The sequence below is a fragment of the Streptomyces sp. NPDC006551 genome, from assembly GCF_040611675.1.
Taxonomy (GTDB): domain Bacteria; phylum Actinomycetota; class Actinomycetes; order Streptomycetales; family Streptomycetaceae; genus Streptomyces.
Genome location: NZ_JBEXOT010000013.1, coordinates 97,334 through 112,273, shown reverse-complemented (window position 1 = coordinate 112,273; position 14,940 = coordinate 97,334). Strand labels below are relative to the sequence as shown.

The window sequence follows — 14,940 nt, the reverse complement described above, 5'->3', positions numbered from 1 at the left end:
AGGCCCGCCGGACACGTCCCGCCCGGGGGACCGGCCCCGCCCCGGGAATCGGACACGCCCCGCCCACGGCGACCGGACACGCCCCGCCCACGGCGACCGGACACGCCCCGCCCACGGCGACCGGACACGCCCCGTTCCCGGGGACGGGCCAGGCCCCGTCCCCGGGGCGGGCCGGTTCACCGGTCAGGGGCGTCATCTCGTCGCGGAGCACGGCACGCGGCGCTCCGCTCCGTCAGGATGGGCGCATGGGATTCCATGTCGACTCCGAGACCGGGCGGCTGCGCCGCGTCATACTGCACCGGCCCGATCTGGAACTGAAGCGGCTCACACCCACCAACAAGGACGCTCTGCTCTTCGACGACGTGCTCTGGGTACGCCGGGCGCGGCAGGAGCACGACGGTTTCGCGGACGTGCTGCGCGACCGCGGCGTCGAGGTCCATCTCTTCGGAGACCTGCTGCGAGAGTCCCTGGAGCTGCCCGCGGCCCGCGCGCTCGTGCTCGACCGGGTCTTCCACGAGAAGGAGTACGGGCCGCTCGCCGCCGACCACCTGCGCGCCGCCTTCGACTCCCTGGACGCCGCCACGCTCGCCGAGGCGCTGGTCGGCGGAATGACCAAGCGGGAATTCCTGGCCTCGCACCGGGAGCCGACCTCGGTGCGTTTCCACGTGATGGATCTGGACGACTTCGTCCTCAGGCCGCTGCCGAACCATCTCTTCACCCGGGACACCTCCGCCTGGATCTACGACGGCGTCTGCATCAACGCCATGCGGTGGCCCGCCCGCCAGCGCGAGACGGTCCACTTCGAGGCGATCTACAAGCACCACCCGGTCTTCACGGGCCCCGAGGCCGGGGCCTTCCACCACTGGTCGGAAGGGCAGTCGGACTACCCGTCGACGATCGAGGGCGGGGACGTCCTCGTCATCGGCAACGGTGCCGTCCTGATCGGGATGAGCGAGCGGACCACCCCGCAGGCGGTGGAGATGCTGGCACGCGGGCTCTTCGCGGCCGGCTCGGCGCGGACGATCATCGCCCTCGACATGCCGAAGCGGCGCGCGTTCATGCACCTCGACACGGTGATGACGATGGTCGACCACGACACCTTCACGCAGTACGCGGGGCTCGGCATGCTCCGCTCGTACACGATCGAGCCGGGTGACGCGGGCCAGTCGCTCCGGGTCACCGACCATCCGCCGGAGCACATGCACAGCGCGATCGCCGCGGCGCTCGGGCTGCAGGACATCCGAGTCCTGACGGCGACGCAGGACGTCCACGCGGCGGAGCGCGAGCAGTGGGACGACGGCTGCAACGTCCTCGCGGTGGAGCCAGGCGTGGTGGTGGCGTACGAGCGCAATGTCACCACCAACACGCATCTGCGCAAGCAGGGCATCGAGGTGATCGAGATCCCGGGCAGCGAGCTCGGCCGGGGGAGGGGCGGCCCACGCTGCATGAGCTGTCCGGTGGAGCGCGACGCGGTCTGACGGGTCCCGGGCGCCGGGCGCTCACCCACCTCCGGGCCCGGGGTCCCGGCCGCGCCCGGGACCCCGGCCCGCCAGGGCTCCGACGGCCTCAGTGGTCCGTATCACCGTATAGGAATACTGATCTACGTATAGACTTCCAGTGTTCATCGCCGTCGTCCCCTCATCCGCGAATACAGGAGCGCCCCATGGCCACTGACCTCATCGGCCGCCACTTCCTCAAGGAGCTGGACTTCACCGCCGAGGAGTTCCGCGGTCTGATCGACCTGGCCGCCGAGCTCAAGGCGGCCAAGAAGGCCGGTACCGAGGTCCAGCGGCTGCGCGGCAAGAACATCGCGCTCATCTTCGAGAAGACCTCGACCAGGACCCGCTGCGCCTTCGAGGTCGCCGCCGCCGACCAGGGCGCCTCCACCACCTACCTCGACCCGTCCGGTTCGCAGATCGGGCACAAGGAGTCGGTCAAGGACACCGCCCGCGTGCTGGGCCGGATGTTCGACGGCATCGAGTACCGGGGCGACAGTCAGGCGAGCGTCGAGGAGCTCGCGGCCTTCGCCGGGGTTCCCGTCTTCAACGGGCTGACGGACGACTGGCACCCGACCCAGATGCTCGCCGACGTCCTCACCATGACCGAGCACACGGACAAGCCCCTGGAGGAGCTGGCCTTCGCCTACCTCGGCGACGCCCGCTTCAACATGGGCAACTCGTACCTGATCACCGGCGCCCTGCTCGGGATGGACGTCCGGATCGTGGCGCCCGAGTCCTATTGGCCGGCCAAGGAGATCGTCGCCCGCGCCCGCGAGCTCGCCGAGACGAGCGGTGCCACGGTCACCCTCACCGAGGACGTCACCGAGGGCGTCCGCGGCGCCGACTTCGTCGCCACCGACGTCTGGGTCTCCATGGGTGAGCCCAAGGAGGTCTGGGACGAGCGGATCGAGGCCCTCTCCCCGTACTCCGTCACCATGGACGTGCTGCGCGCCACCGCCAACCCGGACGTGAAGTTCCTGCACTGCCTGCCCGCCTTCCACGACCTCGGCACGGCCGTCGGGCGGGACATCCACGCCCGTCACGGTCTGACCGAGCTCGAGGTCTCCGACGAGGTCTTCGAGTCCGCCCACTCCGTCGTCTTCGACGAGGCCGAGAACCGGATGCACACCATCAAGGCCCTGCTCGTCGCCACGATGGCGGGTTCCGCCGCGTAGGCGTTGTGGGGCCGTGGAGCGTGGGGCGTAGGGGTGTGAGGGCCGTTACGCCTCGTGGGGGCGGCGCTGCCGGGGCACCGCGGGGAGCGTGAACCAGACCGCCTTGCCCCGCGCGGTGGGACGGTGGCCGCAGTCGCTGCTGAGGGCCCGGATCAGCAGCAGTCCGCGGCCGTGCTCCTGCCAGGGGTCCGGCTCCTCGCCCGGTCCCGGACAGTCCAGCTCTCCGGGGCTCGGCGGACGGCGGTCGTGCACCTCGACCTGGCAGCCGCCCGGCCCCATCTCCACGAGCAGCTCGATGGGGTCCTCGCCGTCGGTGTGCTCGACGGCGTTGGCGACGAGTTCCGCTGTCAGGAGTTCCGCCGTGTCGCTGTCGGCAGGCGTGTCGAGGTCCGCCAGCGCGGTACGGATCAGCGCGCGGGCGATCGGTACGGCCGCGGTGGTGTGCGGCAGCCGCACGTGCCAGGAGGCGGGGCCGGGGCCGGGGACTTCGAACACGGCAGGTCCGTTCGGGCTCGGATGTGGGGCGAAGGCGGATGCGGGGCGAAGGGCGAAGGCGGAGCCGGCGGCGGCCGGACGGGTCCGCCGCAGGCCATGGAGTCTATAACGTCCTACTTTCAACCTTACGGAGTCAAAAAAGCATGGACAGGGCCGGGCGGCCCGGGTTCGGGCGGACCTGTGTCGGGGTGCCCGGGACCTTTGCCGGCTGCCGGGACCTTCGCGGGGTCGGTCATGGCGAACGCGAGGCTTATCGCGTCCTCGTGACGATGGTCACGTATCAGTGATAAGCTGCCCCCAGGTGATGCCGTGTACACGCACGCTGAGGGAGGCCGTCCCGCATGAGCCCCTTTACCGGCTCCGCGCCCCGCACCGAGCAATGGCGGCATCTGCGCCTGGATGTCGACGACGGTGTCGCCACCGTCACCCTCGCCCGCCCCGAGAAACTCAACGCGCTCACCTTCGGTGCCTACGCCGACCTGCGCGATCTCCTCGCCGAACTCTCGCGGGAGCGTGCCGTACGGGCGCTCGTCCTCGGCGGTGAAGGGCGAGGTTTCTGCTCGGGCGGCGACGTGGACGAGATCATCGGCGCGACGCTCTCCATGGACACGGCCCAGCTCCTCGACTTCAACCGGATGACCGGGCAGGTCGTCCGCGCGATCCGCGAATGCCCCTTCCCCGTGATCGCGGCCGTTCACGGCGTCGCGGCGGGTGCGGGCGCCGTCCTCGCCCTCGCGGCCGACTTCCGGATCGCCGACCCCAGCGCCCGCTTCTCCTTCCTCTTCACCCGTGTCGGGCTCTCCGGCGGCGACATGGGCGCGGCGTATCTGCTGCCCCGGGTCGTCGGCCTCGGCCACGCGACCCGGCTGCTCATGCTCGGCGATCCCGTCCGCGCGCCCGAGGCCGAACGGATCGGCCTGCTCAGCGAGGTCACCGAGGAGGGCGGCGCCGACGCCCGGGCCGCCGAACTCGCCCGGCGCCTCGCCGACGGCCCGGCCCTGGCCCACGCCCAGACGAAGGCCCTGCTCACGGCCGAGCTGGACATGCCTCTCGCCGCCTCCGTCGAACTCGACGCGGCCACCCAGGCGCTGCTCATGAACGGCGAGGACTACGCCGAGTTCCACGCGGCCTTCACCGAGAAGCGCCCGCCGAAGTGGCAGGGGCGCTGACCGTGGCCACCCCCACCCCACCGCCGGCCCCCCGGGGCGCGCCCGCCCACCCCGCGCCCCAGGACGCCGGCCCGCCGTCATCGGGCCAGGGCCCCGACCCCGGGGGCCCCGACCCCCGCACCGCGCCGGGCGGCAACGGCGCGGTGCGGGCGCGGGGCGGCCGGGGCCGCCCGCTCCGTATCGCCGTCATCGGCGGCGGACCCGGCGGGCTCTACGCCGCCGCGCTCCTCAAGCGGCTCGACCCGGCCCGCGAGATCACCGTCTGGGAGCGGAACGCCCCCGACGACACCTTCGGCTTCGGCGTCGTCCTCTCCGACGAGACCCTCGGCGGCATCGAACACGCCGACCCCACCGTCTACCGGGCCCTGCAGAACGAGTTCGTCCGGTGGGACGACATCGACATCGCCCACCGAGGGCACCTGCTCACCTCCTCCGGCCACGGCTTCGCCGCGCTCGGCCGCCGACGGCTCCTGGAGATCCTGCACGCGCGCTGCGCCGAGCTGGGCGTACGCCTCCGGTTCCGCACCCAGGCCCCTCCCGCCGCCGAACTCGCGGCCACCCATGACCTGGTCGTGGCCGCCGACGGAGTCCACAGCGCGACCCGCGACGCCCACGCGGACGTCTTCCGGCCCCGGCTCACCACCCACCGCTGCCGCTACATCTGGCTCGCCGCCGACTTCGCCTTCGACGCCTTCCGCTTCGAGATCGCCGAGACCGAGTACGGCGTGATGCAGCTCCACGGCTACCCGTACTCCCGCCCCTCGCCCGACCACCAACCCGCGCCCGACCTCCACGCCGACGCTTCCGGCGCCTCCACCGTCATCGTCGAGATGCGCGAGGAGGTCTGGCGGGCCGCCGGGTTCGACGAGCTCGACGAGACGGAGTCCGTCGCCCGCTGCGCCAAGATCTTCGCCGAGACGCTCGGCGGCCGGGCCCTGCGCTCCAACAACTCCTCCTGGACCGCCTTCCGTACCGTCGTCAACGCGCGCTGGTCCCACGGCAACACCGTGCTGCTCGGCGACGCCGCCCACACCGCGCACTTCTCGATCGGTTCCGGCACCAAACTCGCCGTCGAGGACGCCCTCGCGCTCGCCGCCTGCGTCGAGGAACAGCCCACCCTGACGGAGGCGCTCGCGGCGTACGAGAGCGAGCGCCGGCCCGTCGTCGAGTCCACCCAGCGCGCGGCCGCCGCCAGCCTGCGCTGGTTCGAGGAGGTCGACCGGTACCTCGACCAGCCGCCCCGGCAGTTCGCCTTCAACCTGCTCACCCGCAGCCGCCGCGTCACCCACGACAACCTGCGGCTGCGCGACCCCGGATTCACCGACTCCGTGGAGCGCGAGTTCGGCTGCCCGCCCGGCGCACCGCCGATGTTCACCCCTTTCCGGTTGCGCGGACTGACCCTGCGCAACCGCGTCGTCGTCTCACCCATGGACCTGTACGTCGCCGAGGACGGCGTCCCCGGCGACTTCCACCTCGTCCACCTCGGAGCCAGGGCCCTCGGCGGCGCCGGGCTCGTCATGACCGAGATGGTCTGCGTCAGCGCGCAGGGCCGCATCACCCCTGCCTGCACCGGCCTCTGGACCGACGAGCAGGCCGAAGCCTGGCGCCGGATCAACGACTTCGTGCACACGGCGGCGCCCGGCACCGCGATCGGCGTCCAGCTCGGCCACTCCGGCCGCAAGGGCTCCACCCGCCGGATGTGGGAGGGCATCGACCAACCGCTCCCCGAAGGCAACTGGCCCCTGACGGCCGCCTCTCCGCTCCCCTACCGCCCCGGTGTCAACCAGGTCCCGCACGCCTTGGACCGGGCCGGGATGAGAGCCGTACGGGAGGAGTTCACGGCGGCCGCCCGGCGGGCGGCGCGGTGCGACTTCGACCTGCTCGAACTCCACTGCGGCCACGGTTACCTGCTCTCCGGCTTCCTCTCCCCGCTGACCAACACCCGTGAGGACGCCTACGGCGGACCGCTCGCGAACCGGCTGCGCTTCCCCCTCGAAGTCTTCGACGCCGTACGGGAGGTGTGGCCCGAGGAGCGCCCGATGACGGTCCGGATCTCCGCCACCGACTGGGCGGACGGCGGCACGACCGACGAGGACGCGGTCGGCATCGCCCGGGCCTTCGCCGACCACGGAGCCGACGCGATCGACGTCTCGACCGGCCAGGTCGTCCCCGACCAGCAGCCCGAGTACGGGCGCTCCTACCAGACCCCCTACGCCGACCGGATCCGTGGCGCCGTCGGCGTCCCGGTCATCGCCGTCGGCGCGATCTCCTCCTGGGACGACGTCAACTCCCTGCTCCTGGCCGGCCGTGCCGACCTCTGCGCGCTCGCCCGCCCGCACCTGTACGACCCCCACTGGACCCTGCACGCGGCCGTCGAACAGAACTACCAGGGCCCGGCGGCCCCGTGGCCGGACCCGTACCGCGCGGGCAGCCGCAAACCCCCGACGGGCCGCACCGACGCGCCGAAACCCCGGCTCAGCCTGCTCCCTCGCGCGTGAGTCGGACGTGGCGCGTACACGCGTCGGGGCGCGAGCACCCTCGACACCGAGACGGCGAGGCGCGCTGGGATCAGCCGGACCGGCCGGAGCCGTTCCTCACCCGGTCGCGCCCTTGGCCACGAACTCCGCCCCCAGGTCCCGCAGGAGCTCGTGCAGCGCCGCGAACACCTCCGCCGAGCGGCCCCCCGGCCAGTCCTCCGGCAGCAGCTCGGGCGGAAGGCCCGGGTCCGCGTACGGGAGGCGACGCCAGGAGTCGAGGGCGAAGAGGTAGTCCCGGTAGGCGTCCTCCGGAGTCCCCGGGGAGGCCGTCCAGGCCCGCAGGACCGGCTCGTGGGCGGCCAGGAACTCCTCGTGCAGCCGGGCGATCGACGCCAGGTCCCACCAGCGGGCCACCGCCTCCGCCGTCGCCGCGTACCCCAGGTGCTCGCCGCGGAAGAGGTCCACGTACGGCGAGAGCTCCAGCCGTTCCAGGGTGTGCCGGGTCTCCTCGTGGAGCCGTGCCGGGGCGATCCAGACGCCCGGCGCCGCCGTGCCGAAGCCCAGCCGGGCCAGCCGGGAGCGGAGCAGATGGCGCTTGTGGCGCTCGGCCTCGGGGACCGAGAAGACGGCGAGGACCCAGCCCTCGGACAGCTTGGGTTCCGTACGGGAGTAGATCCGGCGGTCGCCGTCGTCCAGGAGCTGGCGCGCGTCGTCCGAGAGGGCGTATCCGGCCGAGCCGTCCGCCGTCCGCCGCGGCAGCAGCAGACCGCGCCGCTTCAGCCGTGACACGGACGACCGTACCGACGGCGCGTCCACGCCCAGCGCCGCGAGGAGGCGGATGAGTTCGGCCACCGGCGTCGGCGCCCCGCCGCGCGCGGGGCCGCGGCCGTACGCGCCGTACAGCGAGACGATCAGGGACCGGGGAGTGTGCTGCTCGACCACGTGATCACTCTAGGGGGTGGCTGTGGGGTCCTGACCGCGTGCCGCCGGGCCCGGCCCTGCCGCCGCCTCCTCGGCGCGCAGCCGGAAGCGCTGCAGCTTCCCCGTCGCCGTCCGCGGCAGGGCGTCCAGGAAGACGATCTTCCGGGGGCACTTGTACGGCACGAGACGGGCCCGGACGAAGGCGCGCAGCGCGGCCGCCGTGTCCGCGTCGCGCGGTACGCCGTCGCGTACCACCGTGTACGCGACCGCGATCTGGCCGCGCAGTTCGTCCGGATGGCCGACCACCGCCGCCTCCAGCACGTCCGGGTGGGCGAGGAGCGCCTCCTCGACCTGGGGGCCGGCGATGTTGTAGCCGGCCGAGATGATCATGTCGTCGGCGCGGGCGACGTAACGGAAATAGCCGTCCGCGTCGCGTACGTAGGTGTCGCCGGTGACGTTCCACCCGTCGAGGACGTACTCGCTCTGGCGCGGATCGGCCAGATACCGGCAGCCCACCGGGCCGCGCACGGCGAGCAGGCCCTCCTCGCCGTCCGGGACCTCGGCGCCCGTGCGGTCCACCACTCGCGCCTGCCAGCCCGGGACGGGCCGCCCGGTCGTGCCCGGCCGGATGTCGCCGTCCGCCGCGGAGATGAAGATGTGGAGCAGCTCGGTCGCGCCGATGCCGTTGATCAGCTTCAGGCCGGTGCGCGCGTGCCAGGCCTCCCAGGTGGCTGCCGGCAGGTTCTCGCCGGCGGAGACGCACCGGCGCAGCGAGGCGGTGGCATGGCGGCCTTGACCGTCCAGCTCGTCCAGCATCAGCCGGTACGCGGTCGGCGCCGTGAACAGCACCGACACCCGGTGTTCGGCGACGGCCGCGAGGAGCTGGGCGGGGCCGGCCTGTTCCAGGAGGAGGGCGCTCGCCCCCGCCCGCAGCGGGAAGACGACCAGGCCGCCGAGGCCGAAGGTGAAGCCGAGCGGCGGGGAGCCGGCGAAGACGTCATCCGGTTCCGGGCGCAGGACGTGGGCGGAGAAGGTGTCGGCGACGGCCAGCACGTCGCGGTGGAAGTGCATGCATCCCTTGGGCCGTCCGGTGGTGCCGGAGGTGAAGGCGATCAGGGCCACGTCGTCGGCGGCCGTGTCCACGGCCTCGTAGACGGCCGGCTTGCCGATGGCGAGCGAAAGCAGGTCGTCGGGGGAGTCCCCGCCGTACGTAGTGATCCGCAGGCCGGTGACCTCGGCCTTGACCAGGTCGTCGGCCGACCGGATGTCGCAGAGCGCGTGTGTGCACCTGGCCATCTCGCACATCACGGCGAGTTCCTGGGCACGCTGCTGGGCCAGTACGGTGACGGCGACCGCGCCCGCCTTCATCACGGCGAGCCAGCAGGCGGCCAGCCAGGGGGTCGTGGGGCCGCGCAGGAGGACCCGGTGGCCGGGCCGTACTCCCAGGTCGGATGTCAGGACATGCGCGATCCGGTTCACCCGTTCGCGAAGTTGTCCATATGTCCAGACATGACCCTCGCCGTTACGGAACGCCGGCCGTCCCGCGCCGAATCGTTCCACCGTACGGTCGAGCAGTTCCGCCCCGCAGTTGAGTCGCTCCGGGTAGCGCAAGCCGGGCAGATCGAAGAGCAACTGCGGCCACTGCTCGGCGGGCGGCAGATGGTCGCGCGCGAAGGTGTCGTGGTGGGCCGAGGGGGTCAGCTCCATGAGTTCGTCCCCTTGTCGTGGTGGGGTCGCGCATCGAGCGTATCGTGATGGTGACGACAGTCAACGGTGCGCGATAGAACGGTTCGACGGCCACGAGGCGGCATCCCCGCCGCGCAGGACGATGGACGACGACGACGAACGGCCAAGACGAACGACGACGAACGGCGACGACGAACGGCCACGAACGGCGACGACGGAGGCAGGAGTCCGAATGTCCGCATTCTCGCTCGATCCCGCGCAGACCGCCCGGTGTGCGGAGCTCCGCACCCTCGCGGCCGAACACCTGCGGCCCCTCGCCGACAAGGGCGAACCCGGCCGCGTCAACCGCCCCCTCGTCGCGGCGCTCGGCGAACTCGGCCTCCTCGCCCGCCTCTTCCGGGCGGGAGCCCTCGACCTCTGCCTGATGCGCGAATCCCTCGCCCACTCCTGCACCGAGGCCGAGACCGCGCTCGCCCTCCAAGGGCTCGGCGCCCACCCCGTCGCCGCCGCCGGCACCCCCGAGCAGCGCGACCGCTGGCTCCCGGAGGTCATGGCCGGACGGGCGGTCGCCGCCTTCGCGCTCAGCGAGCCGGACGCGGGATCCGACGCCGCCGCCCTCGCCCTCCAAGCCCGGCCCGACGGCGCCGGAGGCTGGCTGCTGTACGGCGAGAAGCGCTGGATCTCCAACGCCCCCGAGGCCGACTTCGCCACCGTCTTCGCCCGGACCACCCCGGGCGCCGGCGCCCGCGGCGTCACCGCCTTCCTCGTCCCCGCCGACCGGCCCGGTCTCACCGGAAAGCCCCTGGACATGCTCTCCCCGCACGCCATCGGCACCCTCGTCTTCGACGGGGTCCCCGTCGGCGCGGCCGATGTCCTCGACGAGGTCGACCGCGGCTTCCGTGTCGCCATGAACACCCTCAACCTGTTCCGGCCCAGCGTCGGCGCCTTCGCCGTCGGCATGGCCCAGGCGGCCCTCGACGCCACCCTCGCGCACACCGCCGCCCGCCCCGCCTTCGGCGGTGTCCTGCGCGACCTCCAGGCCGTCGCCCACCAGGTCGCCGAGATGGCCACCCGCACCGAGGCCGCCCGGCTGCTCGTCTACGCGGCGGCGGCGGCGTACGACGCGGGGGCGGCGGACGTCCCCAAACGCGCGGCGATGGCGAAACTCCTCGCCACCGAGACCGCGCAGTACGTCGTCGACGCCGCCGTCCAGCTCCACGGCGCACGGGCCCTGCAACGCGGCCATCTGCTCGAACACCTCTACCGCGAGGTGCGTGCGCCGCGCATCTACGAAGGGGCCACGGAGGTCCAGCGCACGATCATCGCGAAGGAGCTGTACGGATGACCAGGGAACGGATCACGAAGGAACGGATCACGACCGAACGGATGGCCAAGGAGCTGTACGGATGACGCCTCTCCACCGGCACAACCCGGCCGAACTGTCCCCACCCACCGGCTTCTCCCACGCCGTCACCGCCACCGGCACCCGCCTCGTCTTCCTGGCCGGCCAGACGAGCCTCGACCGCGACGGCAAGGTGGTGGGGGAGACCCTGCCCGAGCAGTTCGAGACCGCGCTCGCCAACCTCCTCGCCGCCCTCCGCCACGCCGGCGGTTCCCCCGCCGACCTGGCGCGCGTCACCGTGTACGCCACCGACGTCGCCGACTACCGCCGTCACGCCCATGAACTCGGGCGGATCTGGCGGCGGTTGGCCGGCCGCGACTATCCGGCGATGGCCGTGATCGGTGTCGTACGGCTGTGGGACGATCAGGCCCGGGTGGAGCTGGACGGCTTCGCGGTACTGGATTGACGGGAACGGCCTGAGCAGGGGGGAGTCATGCCGGAGATCGAGCTGACGGCCGGGACGCTCGCGTACGAGGACACCGGCGGTCCCGGCCCCGTGGTCGTACTCCTGCACGGTCTCGTCCACGACGCCACCGTGTGGCGCAAGGTCACCGCCCGGCTCGCCGCCGACCACCGGGTCCTCGCGCCGACCCTTCCGTACGGCTCCCACCGCACCCCGATGAAGCCGGACGTGCCGCTCTCGCCCGACACCGTCGTCGAGCTGATCGCGGAGTTCCTCGACCGGCTCGGCCTCACCGACGTCACCCTCGTAGAGAGCGACTGCGGGCGCGCCCAGAGCGTCGCCGTGCGCCACCCCGAGCGGCTCGCCCGGCTCGTCCTCATCTCCTGCGAGGCCTTCGACAACTACCCGCCCGGGGCGCCCGGCAAGATGATCGCCCTGGCCTGCCGTACGCCCGGCGGCGTCGCCCTGATGGCCCGCGTCCTCGGCCTGAAGCCGCTGCGCCGCCTCCCCGTCGGCATCGGGGCGCTCACCAAGCGGCCCGTCCCCGACGAGATCGTGGACGGCTGGCTGCGTCCGCTCCGCACCGATCCCGCCGTCCGCCACGACTTCCGCCGCTACAACCTGGCCGTACGACGGGAGGAACTCCTCCAAGCGGCCGAAGGACTACGGAAGTTCGACCGGCCGGCACTCGTCGTCTGGGCCGTCGACGACCTGATGATGCCGCGGGAGCACGGCCGCCGCCTCGCCGAACTCCTGCCGCAGGGGCGTCTTGTCGAGATCGAGGACAGCCGTACGCTCGTCAGCGAGGACCAGCCCGAGCGGCTGGTGGAGGCCCTGCGGACGTTCATCGCCAGGATGCCGGACACCGGTACTCCCGGGACCGCTTGATCAATTGGTCTCCCGCCGGAGGCGGGCTTACGGTCGAAAGGTGGACTGACCGGCCCACGGCTCCCTCACCACGCGAGGGCGCGATGCGCCATGAGTACCCCCAAGCCGACGACGCCAGCACGAACCGCCGCCCCCAAGCGCCGGGGCGACGGCAACGGGATCGCTCTCCTCGTCATCGCATCCTGCCAGCTGATGGTCGTCCTCGACATCACGATCGTGAACATCGCGCTGCCGCAGATCCAGCGCTCCCTGGAGTTCTCCACGACCACCCTGTCCTGGGTGGTCAACGCCTACACGCTGACCTTCGGCGGTCTGCTGCTGCTCGGCGGCCGGGCCGGTGACATCCTCGGCCGCCGCCGGGTCTTCGTCTTCGGCGTGCTGCTCTTCGGACTCGCCTCCCTGCTCGGCGGCCTGGCCCAGAACTCCTGGCAGCTCCTCGCCGCCCGCGCCCTGCAGGGTGTCGGCGGCGCCATCGCCTCCCCGACCTCGCTCGCCCTGATCTCCACGACCTTCACCGAAGGCCCGGCACGCAACCGGGCGTTCGGCGTCTTCGCGGCCGTCTCGGCCGGCGGCGGCGCGATCGGTCTGCTCGCGGGCGGTGTGCTGGTCGAATGGCTCGACTGGCGCTGGGTGTTCTTCGTCAACGTCCCGATCGCCGTGCTCATCGCGTTCGCCGCGCCCCGCCACATCAAGGAGTCCGAGCGGCACGCGGGCCACTTCGACCTCGCCGGAGCGCTCACCGCCACCGTCGGCATGGTGGCGCTGGTGTACGGGTTCATCCGTGCCGCCCAGGAGGGCTGGCGCGACCCGCTCACCCTCGCCTCCTTCGGCGCCGCGATCGTGCTGCTCGGCGTGTTCATCCTGGTGGAACGGCGCTCCCGGCAGCCGATCACGCCGCTGCACATGTTCGCCGACCGCAACCGGGCGGGCACGTACGCCATCATGCTCTGCCTGGCCGCGGCCATGTTCGGCATGTTCTTCTTCCTGACCCTCTTCGTGCAGAACGTCCTGGACTTCAGCCCCCTGCAGGCCGGGCTGGCGTTCCTGCCGGTCAGCGCGGTGATCGCGGTCGGTGCGGGGCTCGCCTCGCAGCTTCTGCCGAGGTTCGGCCCGAAACCCTTCATGGTGGTGGGTTCGCTGCTCGCCGCCGCCGGCCTGTCCTGGCTGACCCTCACCGATGTCCACTCGACCTATCTGGGCAGCATCCTCGGACCGATGCTGGTCTTCAGCCTCGGCATGGGCATGATGTTCATCTCGCTGACCCTGATGGCGCTCTCCAACGTGGAGGCGGCGGAGACGGGCGCCGCGTCCGGCCTGCTCAACGTCACCCAGCAGGTGGGAGGATCGCTCGGTCTGTCGATCCTCGTCACGGTCTTCGGCACGGCCAGCCGCAACGAGGCGGAGAAGCAGGTGCCCGCCTTCCTCTCCCGGGCGAACCCACTGGAGAAGGCCGAGTTCGCCCGCACGGGCCAGCTGCCACCGCCCTGGGGACACGAGGTGCTGGCCTCGGGCGTCTCGCTTGCCTTCATCGTCGCGGCGGCCTTCACGATCCTCGCCGCCCTGATCGCCCTCTTCGCCATCCAGGTACGCCCCTCGGACATCGAACGCCTCAAGGGCGGGGTGGGCCCCCCGGGCGCGGGCTGACCCGGGTCTCTCCCCCCGTCTCCGCGGCACTCGCTGCCGGCCTCCGGCGATGTGCCAGCCTTGACCCCGGCGCGTCGCGGTAGGAGACCGCAGCGCCGGGGAACGGGGGAGGGCCATGACGGAGCGGGAGATGCCCCAGGGGCACCTGGAGGGGTACACCGAGATCCTTGCGGGCGCCTGCGCCACGGGCAGAAGACTGACGCGGGACGAACTCGACGCGCTGCGGGGCCGGGGCGAGCGCGCCGCCGAGGAGGGTTTCGGCCTGCGGGTCCTGGTGCGGGCGCACCTCTCCGCCGCCCAGGACCTTCAGGCGGAGCTGCCGCGCGCCGCCGCCGACCGCCTGCTCGCCACCGTCGCCCAGGCCGTCGACGCCTTCGCGGAAGGCCATGAGCGCGCCCAGCGTCTGGCGGTCCGTCAGGAGGAGGCGGCGAGGCGGGAGTTCATCGACGACCTGCTCTACGGCCGCAGCGACCTGGGCCGCCTCGCCGAGCGTGCCGAACGCTTCGGGCTGCTGCTCTCCCACGCGCACGCGGTGGCCGTGGCACAGGGCCCGGAGCCGTACGGCGACGGATACGCGGTCACCCGCGGTGTCGAGTCGTCCCTCGTGGCGCGCTTCGGGCACCGCCGCATCCTGCTGACGACGAAGGACGGCCGGCTGATCTGCGTGGCACCGGCGGACGAGCCCGATGTGCTCGCCTTCTTCGCGAAGCAGGCGTACGCGGCGACGGACGGCGGCCAGGTCGCCGTCGGCCGCCCGCACTCCGGCCCCGGAGGCGTCGTCCACTCCTACGAGGAGGCCCTCAACGCCCTCGACCTGGCCGCCCGCATGGACCTGAACGGCCCCGTCCTGTACGCCGCCGACCTCCTCGTCTACCCGGTCCTCACCCGTGACCGTCAGGCCATGGCCGATCTGGTCCTCAGCGTCCTCGGCCCGCTCCAGCAGGCCCGCGGCGGCGCCCAGCCGCTCATCGACACGCTCACCGCGTACTTCGACACCGGCTGCGTCACCGCCCAGGCGGCCCGCCGGCTGCGGCTGAGCGTCCGGGCGATGACGTACCGCCTCGACCGCGTCCACCGCCTGACGGGCGCGGACCCCGGCGACCCGGTCCACCGCTACACCCTGCAGACGGCGGTGATCGGAGCCCGCCTCCTGGGCTGGCCCGACCAGGACCTCTGAGGGC

General features: G+C 72.5%; 12 protein-coding genes. 9 read left to right on the top strand and 3 right to left on the bottom strand.

What is annotated here, in order from left to right:
* Positions 1-245 precede the first annotated feature (245 nt).
* Together ABZY12_RS15550 and argF are read left to right on the top strand one after the other, a co-directional pair.
* Positions 246-1,478, top strand: coding sequence for an arginine deiminase (locus ABZY12_RS15550; protein WP_356890369.1), 1,233 nt, complete (start codon positions 246-248; stop codon positions 1,476-1,478).
* A 185-nt stretch (positions 1,479-1,663) separates the two neighbouring features.
* A complete protein-coding gene (gene argF, locus ABZY12_RS15545; RefSeq protein ID WP_356890367.1) occupies positions 1,664-2,674 on the top strand; it encodes an ornithine carbamoyltransferase in 1,011 nt (336 codons plus the stop codon).
* 45 nt (positions 2,675-2,719) lie between these two features.
* Here argF and ABZY12_RS15540 read toward each other — a convergent pair whose 3' ends face one another.
* Positions 2,720-3,169: an ATP-binding protein gene (locus tag ABZY12_RS15540; protein WP_356890365.1), complete on the bottom strand. Its 450-nt coding sequence runs from the start codon at positions 3,167-3,169 to the stop codon at positions 2,720-2,722.
* Positions 3,170-3,510: 341 nt separating this feature from the next.
* Between ABZY12_RS15540 and ABZY12_RS15535 the strand changes: the two genes are divergently transcribed.
* Positions 3,511-4,338, top strand: coding sequence for an enoyl-CoA hydratase family protein (locus ABZY12_RS15535; RefSeq protein ID WP_356890363.1), 828 nt, complete (start codon positions 3,511-3,513; stop codon positions 4,336-4,338).
* A gap of 143 nt (positions 4,339-4,481) precedes the next feature.
* Positions 4,482-6,836 carry a bifunctional salicylyl-CoA 5-hydroxylase/oxidoreductase gene (locus tag ABZY12_RS15530; protein ID WP_356890423.1) on the top strand — a complete coding sequence of 785 codons (2,355 nt, stop codon included), beginning with the start codon at positions 4,482-4,484 and terminating at the stop codon, positions 6,834-6,836.
* A 96-nt stretch (positions 6,837-6,932) separates the two neighbouring features.
* Here the strand turns inward: ABZY12_RS15530 and ABZY12_RS15525 are convergent, their stop codons facing one another.
* Positions 6,933-7,757: a PaaX family transcriptional regulator C-terminal domain-containing protein gene (locus ABZY12_RS15525; protein ID WP_356890361.1), complete on the bottom strand. Its 825-nt coding sequence runs from the start codon at positions 7,755-7,757 to the stop codon at positions 6,933-6,935.
* 9 nt (positions 7,758-7,766) lie between these two features.
* Complete coding sequence (locus ABZY12_RS15520) at positions 7,767-9,443, bottom strand: AMP-binding protein (RefSeq protein ID WP_356890359.1); 1,677 nt, start codon at positions 9,441-9,443, stop codon at positions 7,767-7,769.
* 211 nt (positions 9,444-9,654) lie between these two features.
* Between ABZY12_RS15520 and ABZY12_RS15515 the strand changes: the two genes are divergently transcribed.
* The 5 genes from ABZY12_RS15515 (at position 9,655) to ABZY12_RS15495 (ending at position 14,936) form a co-directional block, all read left to right on the top strand.
* A complete protein-coding gene (locus ABZY12_RS15515) occupies positions 9,655-10,767 on the top strand; it encodes an acyl-CoA dehydrogenase (RefSeq protein WP_356890357.1) in 1,113 nt (370 codons plus the stop codon).
* A 61-nt stretch (positions 10,768-10,828) separates the two neighbouring features.
* Complete coding sequence (locus ABZY12_RS15510) at positions 10,829-11,230, top strand: RidA family protein (protein WP_356890355.1); 402 nt, start codon at positions 10,829-10,831, stop codon at positions 11,228-11,230.
* A 27-nt stretch (positions 11,231-11,257) separates the two neighbouring features.
* On the top strand, positions 11,258-12,115 hold the full coding sequence (locus ABZY12_RS15505; RefSeq protein WP_356890353.1) for an alpha/beta hydrolase: 858 nt from the start codon (positions 11,258-11,260) through the stop codon (positions 12,113-12,115).
* Positions 12,116-12,205: 90 nt separating this feature from the next.
* A complete protein-coding gene (locus ABZY12_RS15500) occupies positions 12,206-13,759 on the top strand; it encodes an MFS transporter (RefSeq protein WP_356890351.1) in 1,554 nt (517 codons plus the stop codon).
* A gap of 115 nt (positions 13,760-13,874) precedes the next feature.
* On the top strand, positions 13,875-14,936 hold the full coding sequence (locus ABZY12_RS15495; protein ID WP_356890349.1) for a helix-turn-helix domain-containing protein: 1,062 nt from the start codon (positions 13,875-13,877) through the stop codon (positions 14,934-14,936).
* Positions 14,937-14,940 lie beyond the last annotated feature (4 nt).

Bases quoted from the DNA above. Each gene is read 5' to 3' on its own strand.
- ABZY12_RS15510 (WP_356890355.1), top strand. From the start codon at position 10,829: ATGACGCCTCTCCACCGGCACAACCCGGCCGAACTGTCCCCACCCACC.
- ABZY12_RS15550 (WP_356890369.1), top strand. From the start codon at position 246: ATGGGATTCCATGTCGACTCCGAGACCGGGCGGCTGCGCCGCGTCATA.
- ABZY12_RS15520 (WP_356890359.1), bottom strand. From the start codon at position 9,443: ATGGAGCTGACCCCCTCGGCCCACCACGACACCTTCGCGCGCGACCAT.
- ABZY12_RS15515 (WP_356890357.1), top strand. From the start codon at position 9,655: ATGTCCGCATTCTCGCTCGATCCCGCGCAGACCGCCCGGTGTGCGGAG.
- argF (WP_356890367.1), top strand. From the start codon at position 1,664: ATGGCCACTGACCTCATCGGCCGCCACTTCCTCAAGGAGCTGGACTTC.
- ABZY12_RS15535 (WP_356890363.1), top strand. From the start codon at position 3,511: ATGAGCCCCTTTACCGGCTCCGCGCCCCGCACCGAGCAATGGCGGCAT.
- ABZY12_RS15505 (WP_356890353.1), top strand. From the start codon at position 11,258: ATGCCGGAGATCGAGCTGACGGCCGGGACGCTCGCGTACGAGGACACC.
- ABZY12_RS15495 (WP_356890349.1), top strand. From the start codon at position 13,875: ATGACGGAGCGGGAGATGCCCCAGGGGCACCTGGAGGGGTACACCGAG.
- ABZY12_RS15500 (WP_356890351.1), top strand. From the start codon at position 12,206: ATGAGTACCCCCAAGCCGACGACGCCAGCACGAACCGCCGCCCCCAAG.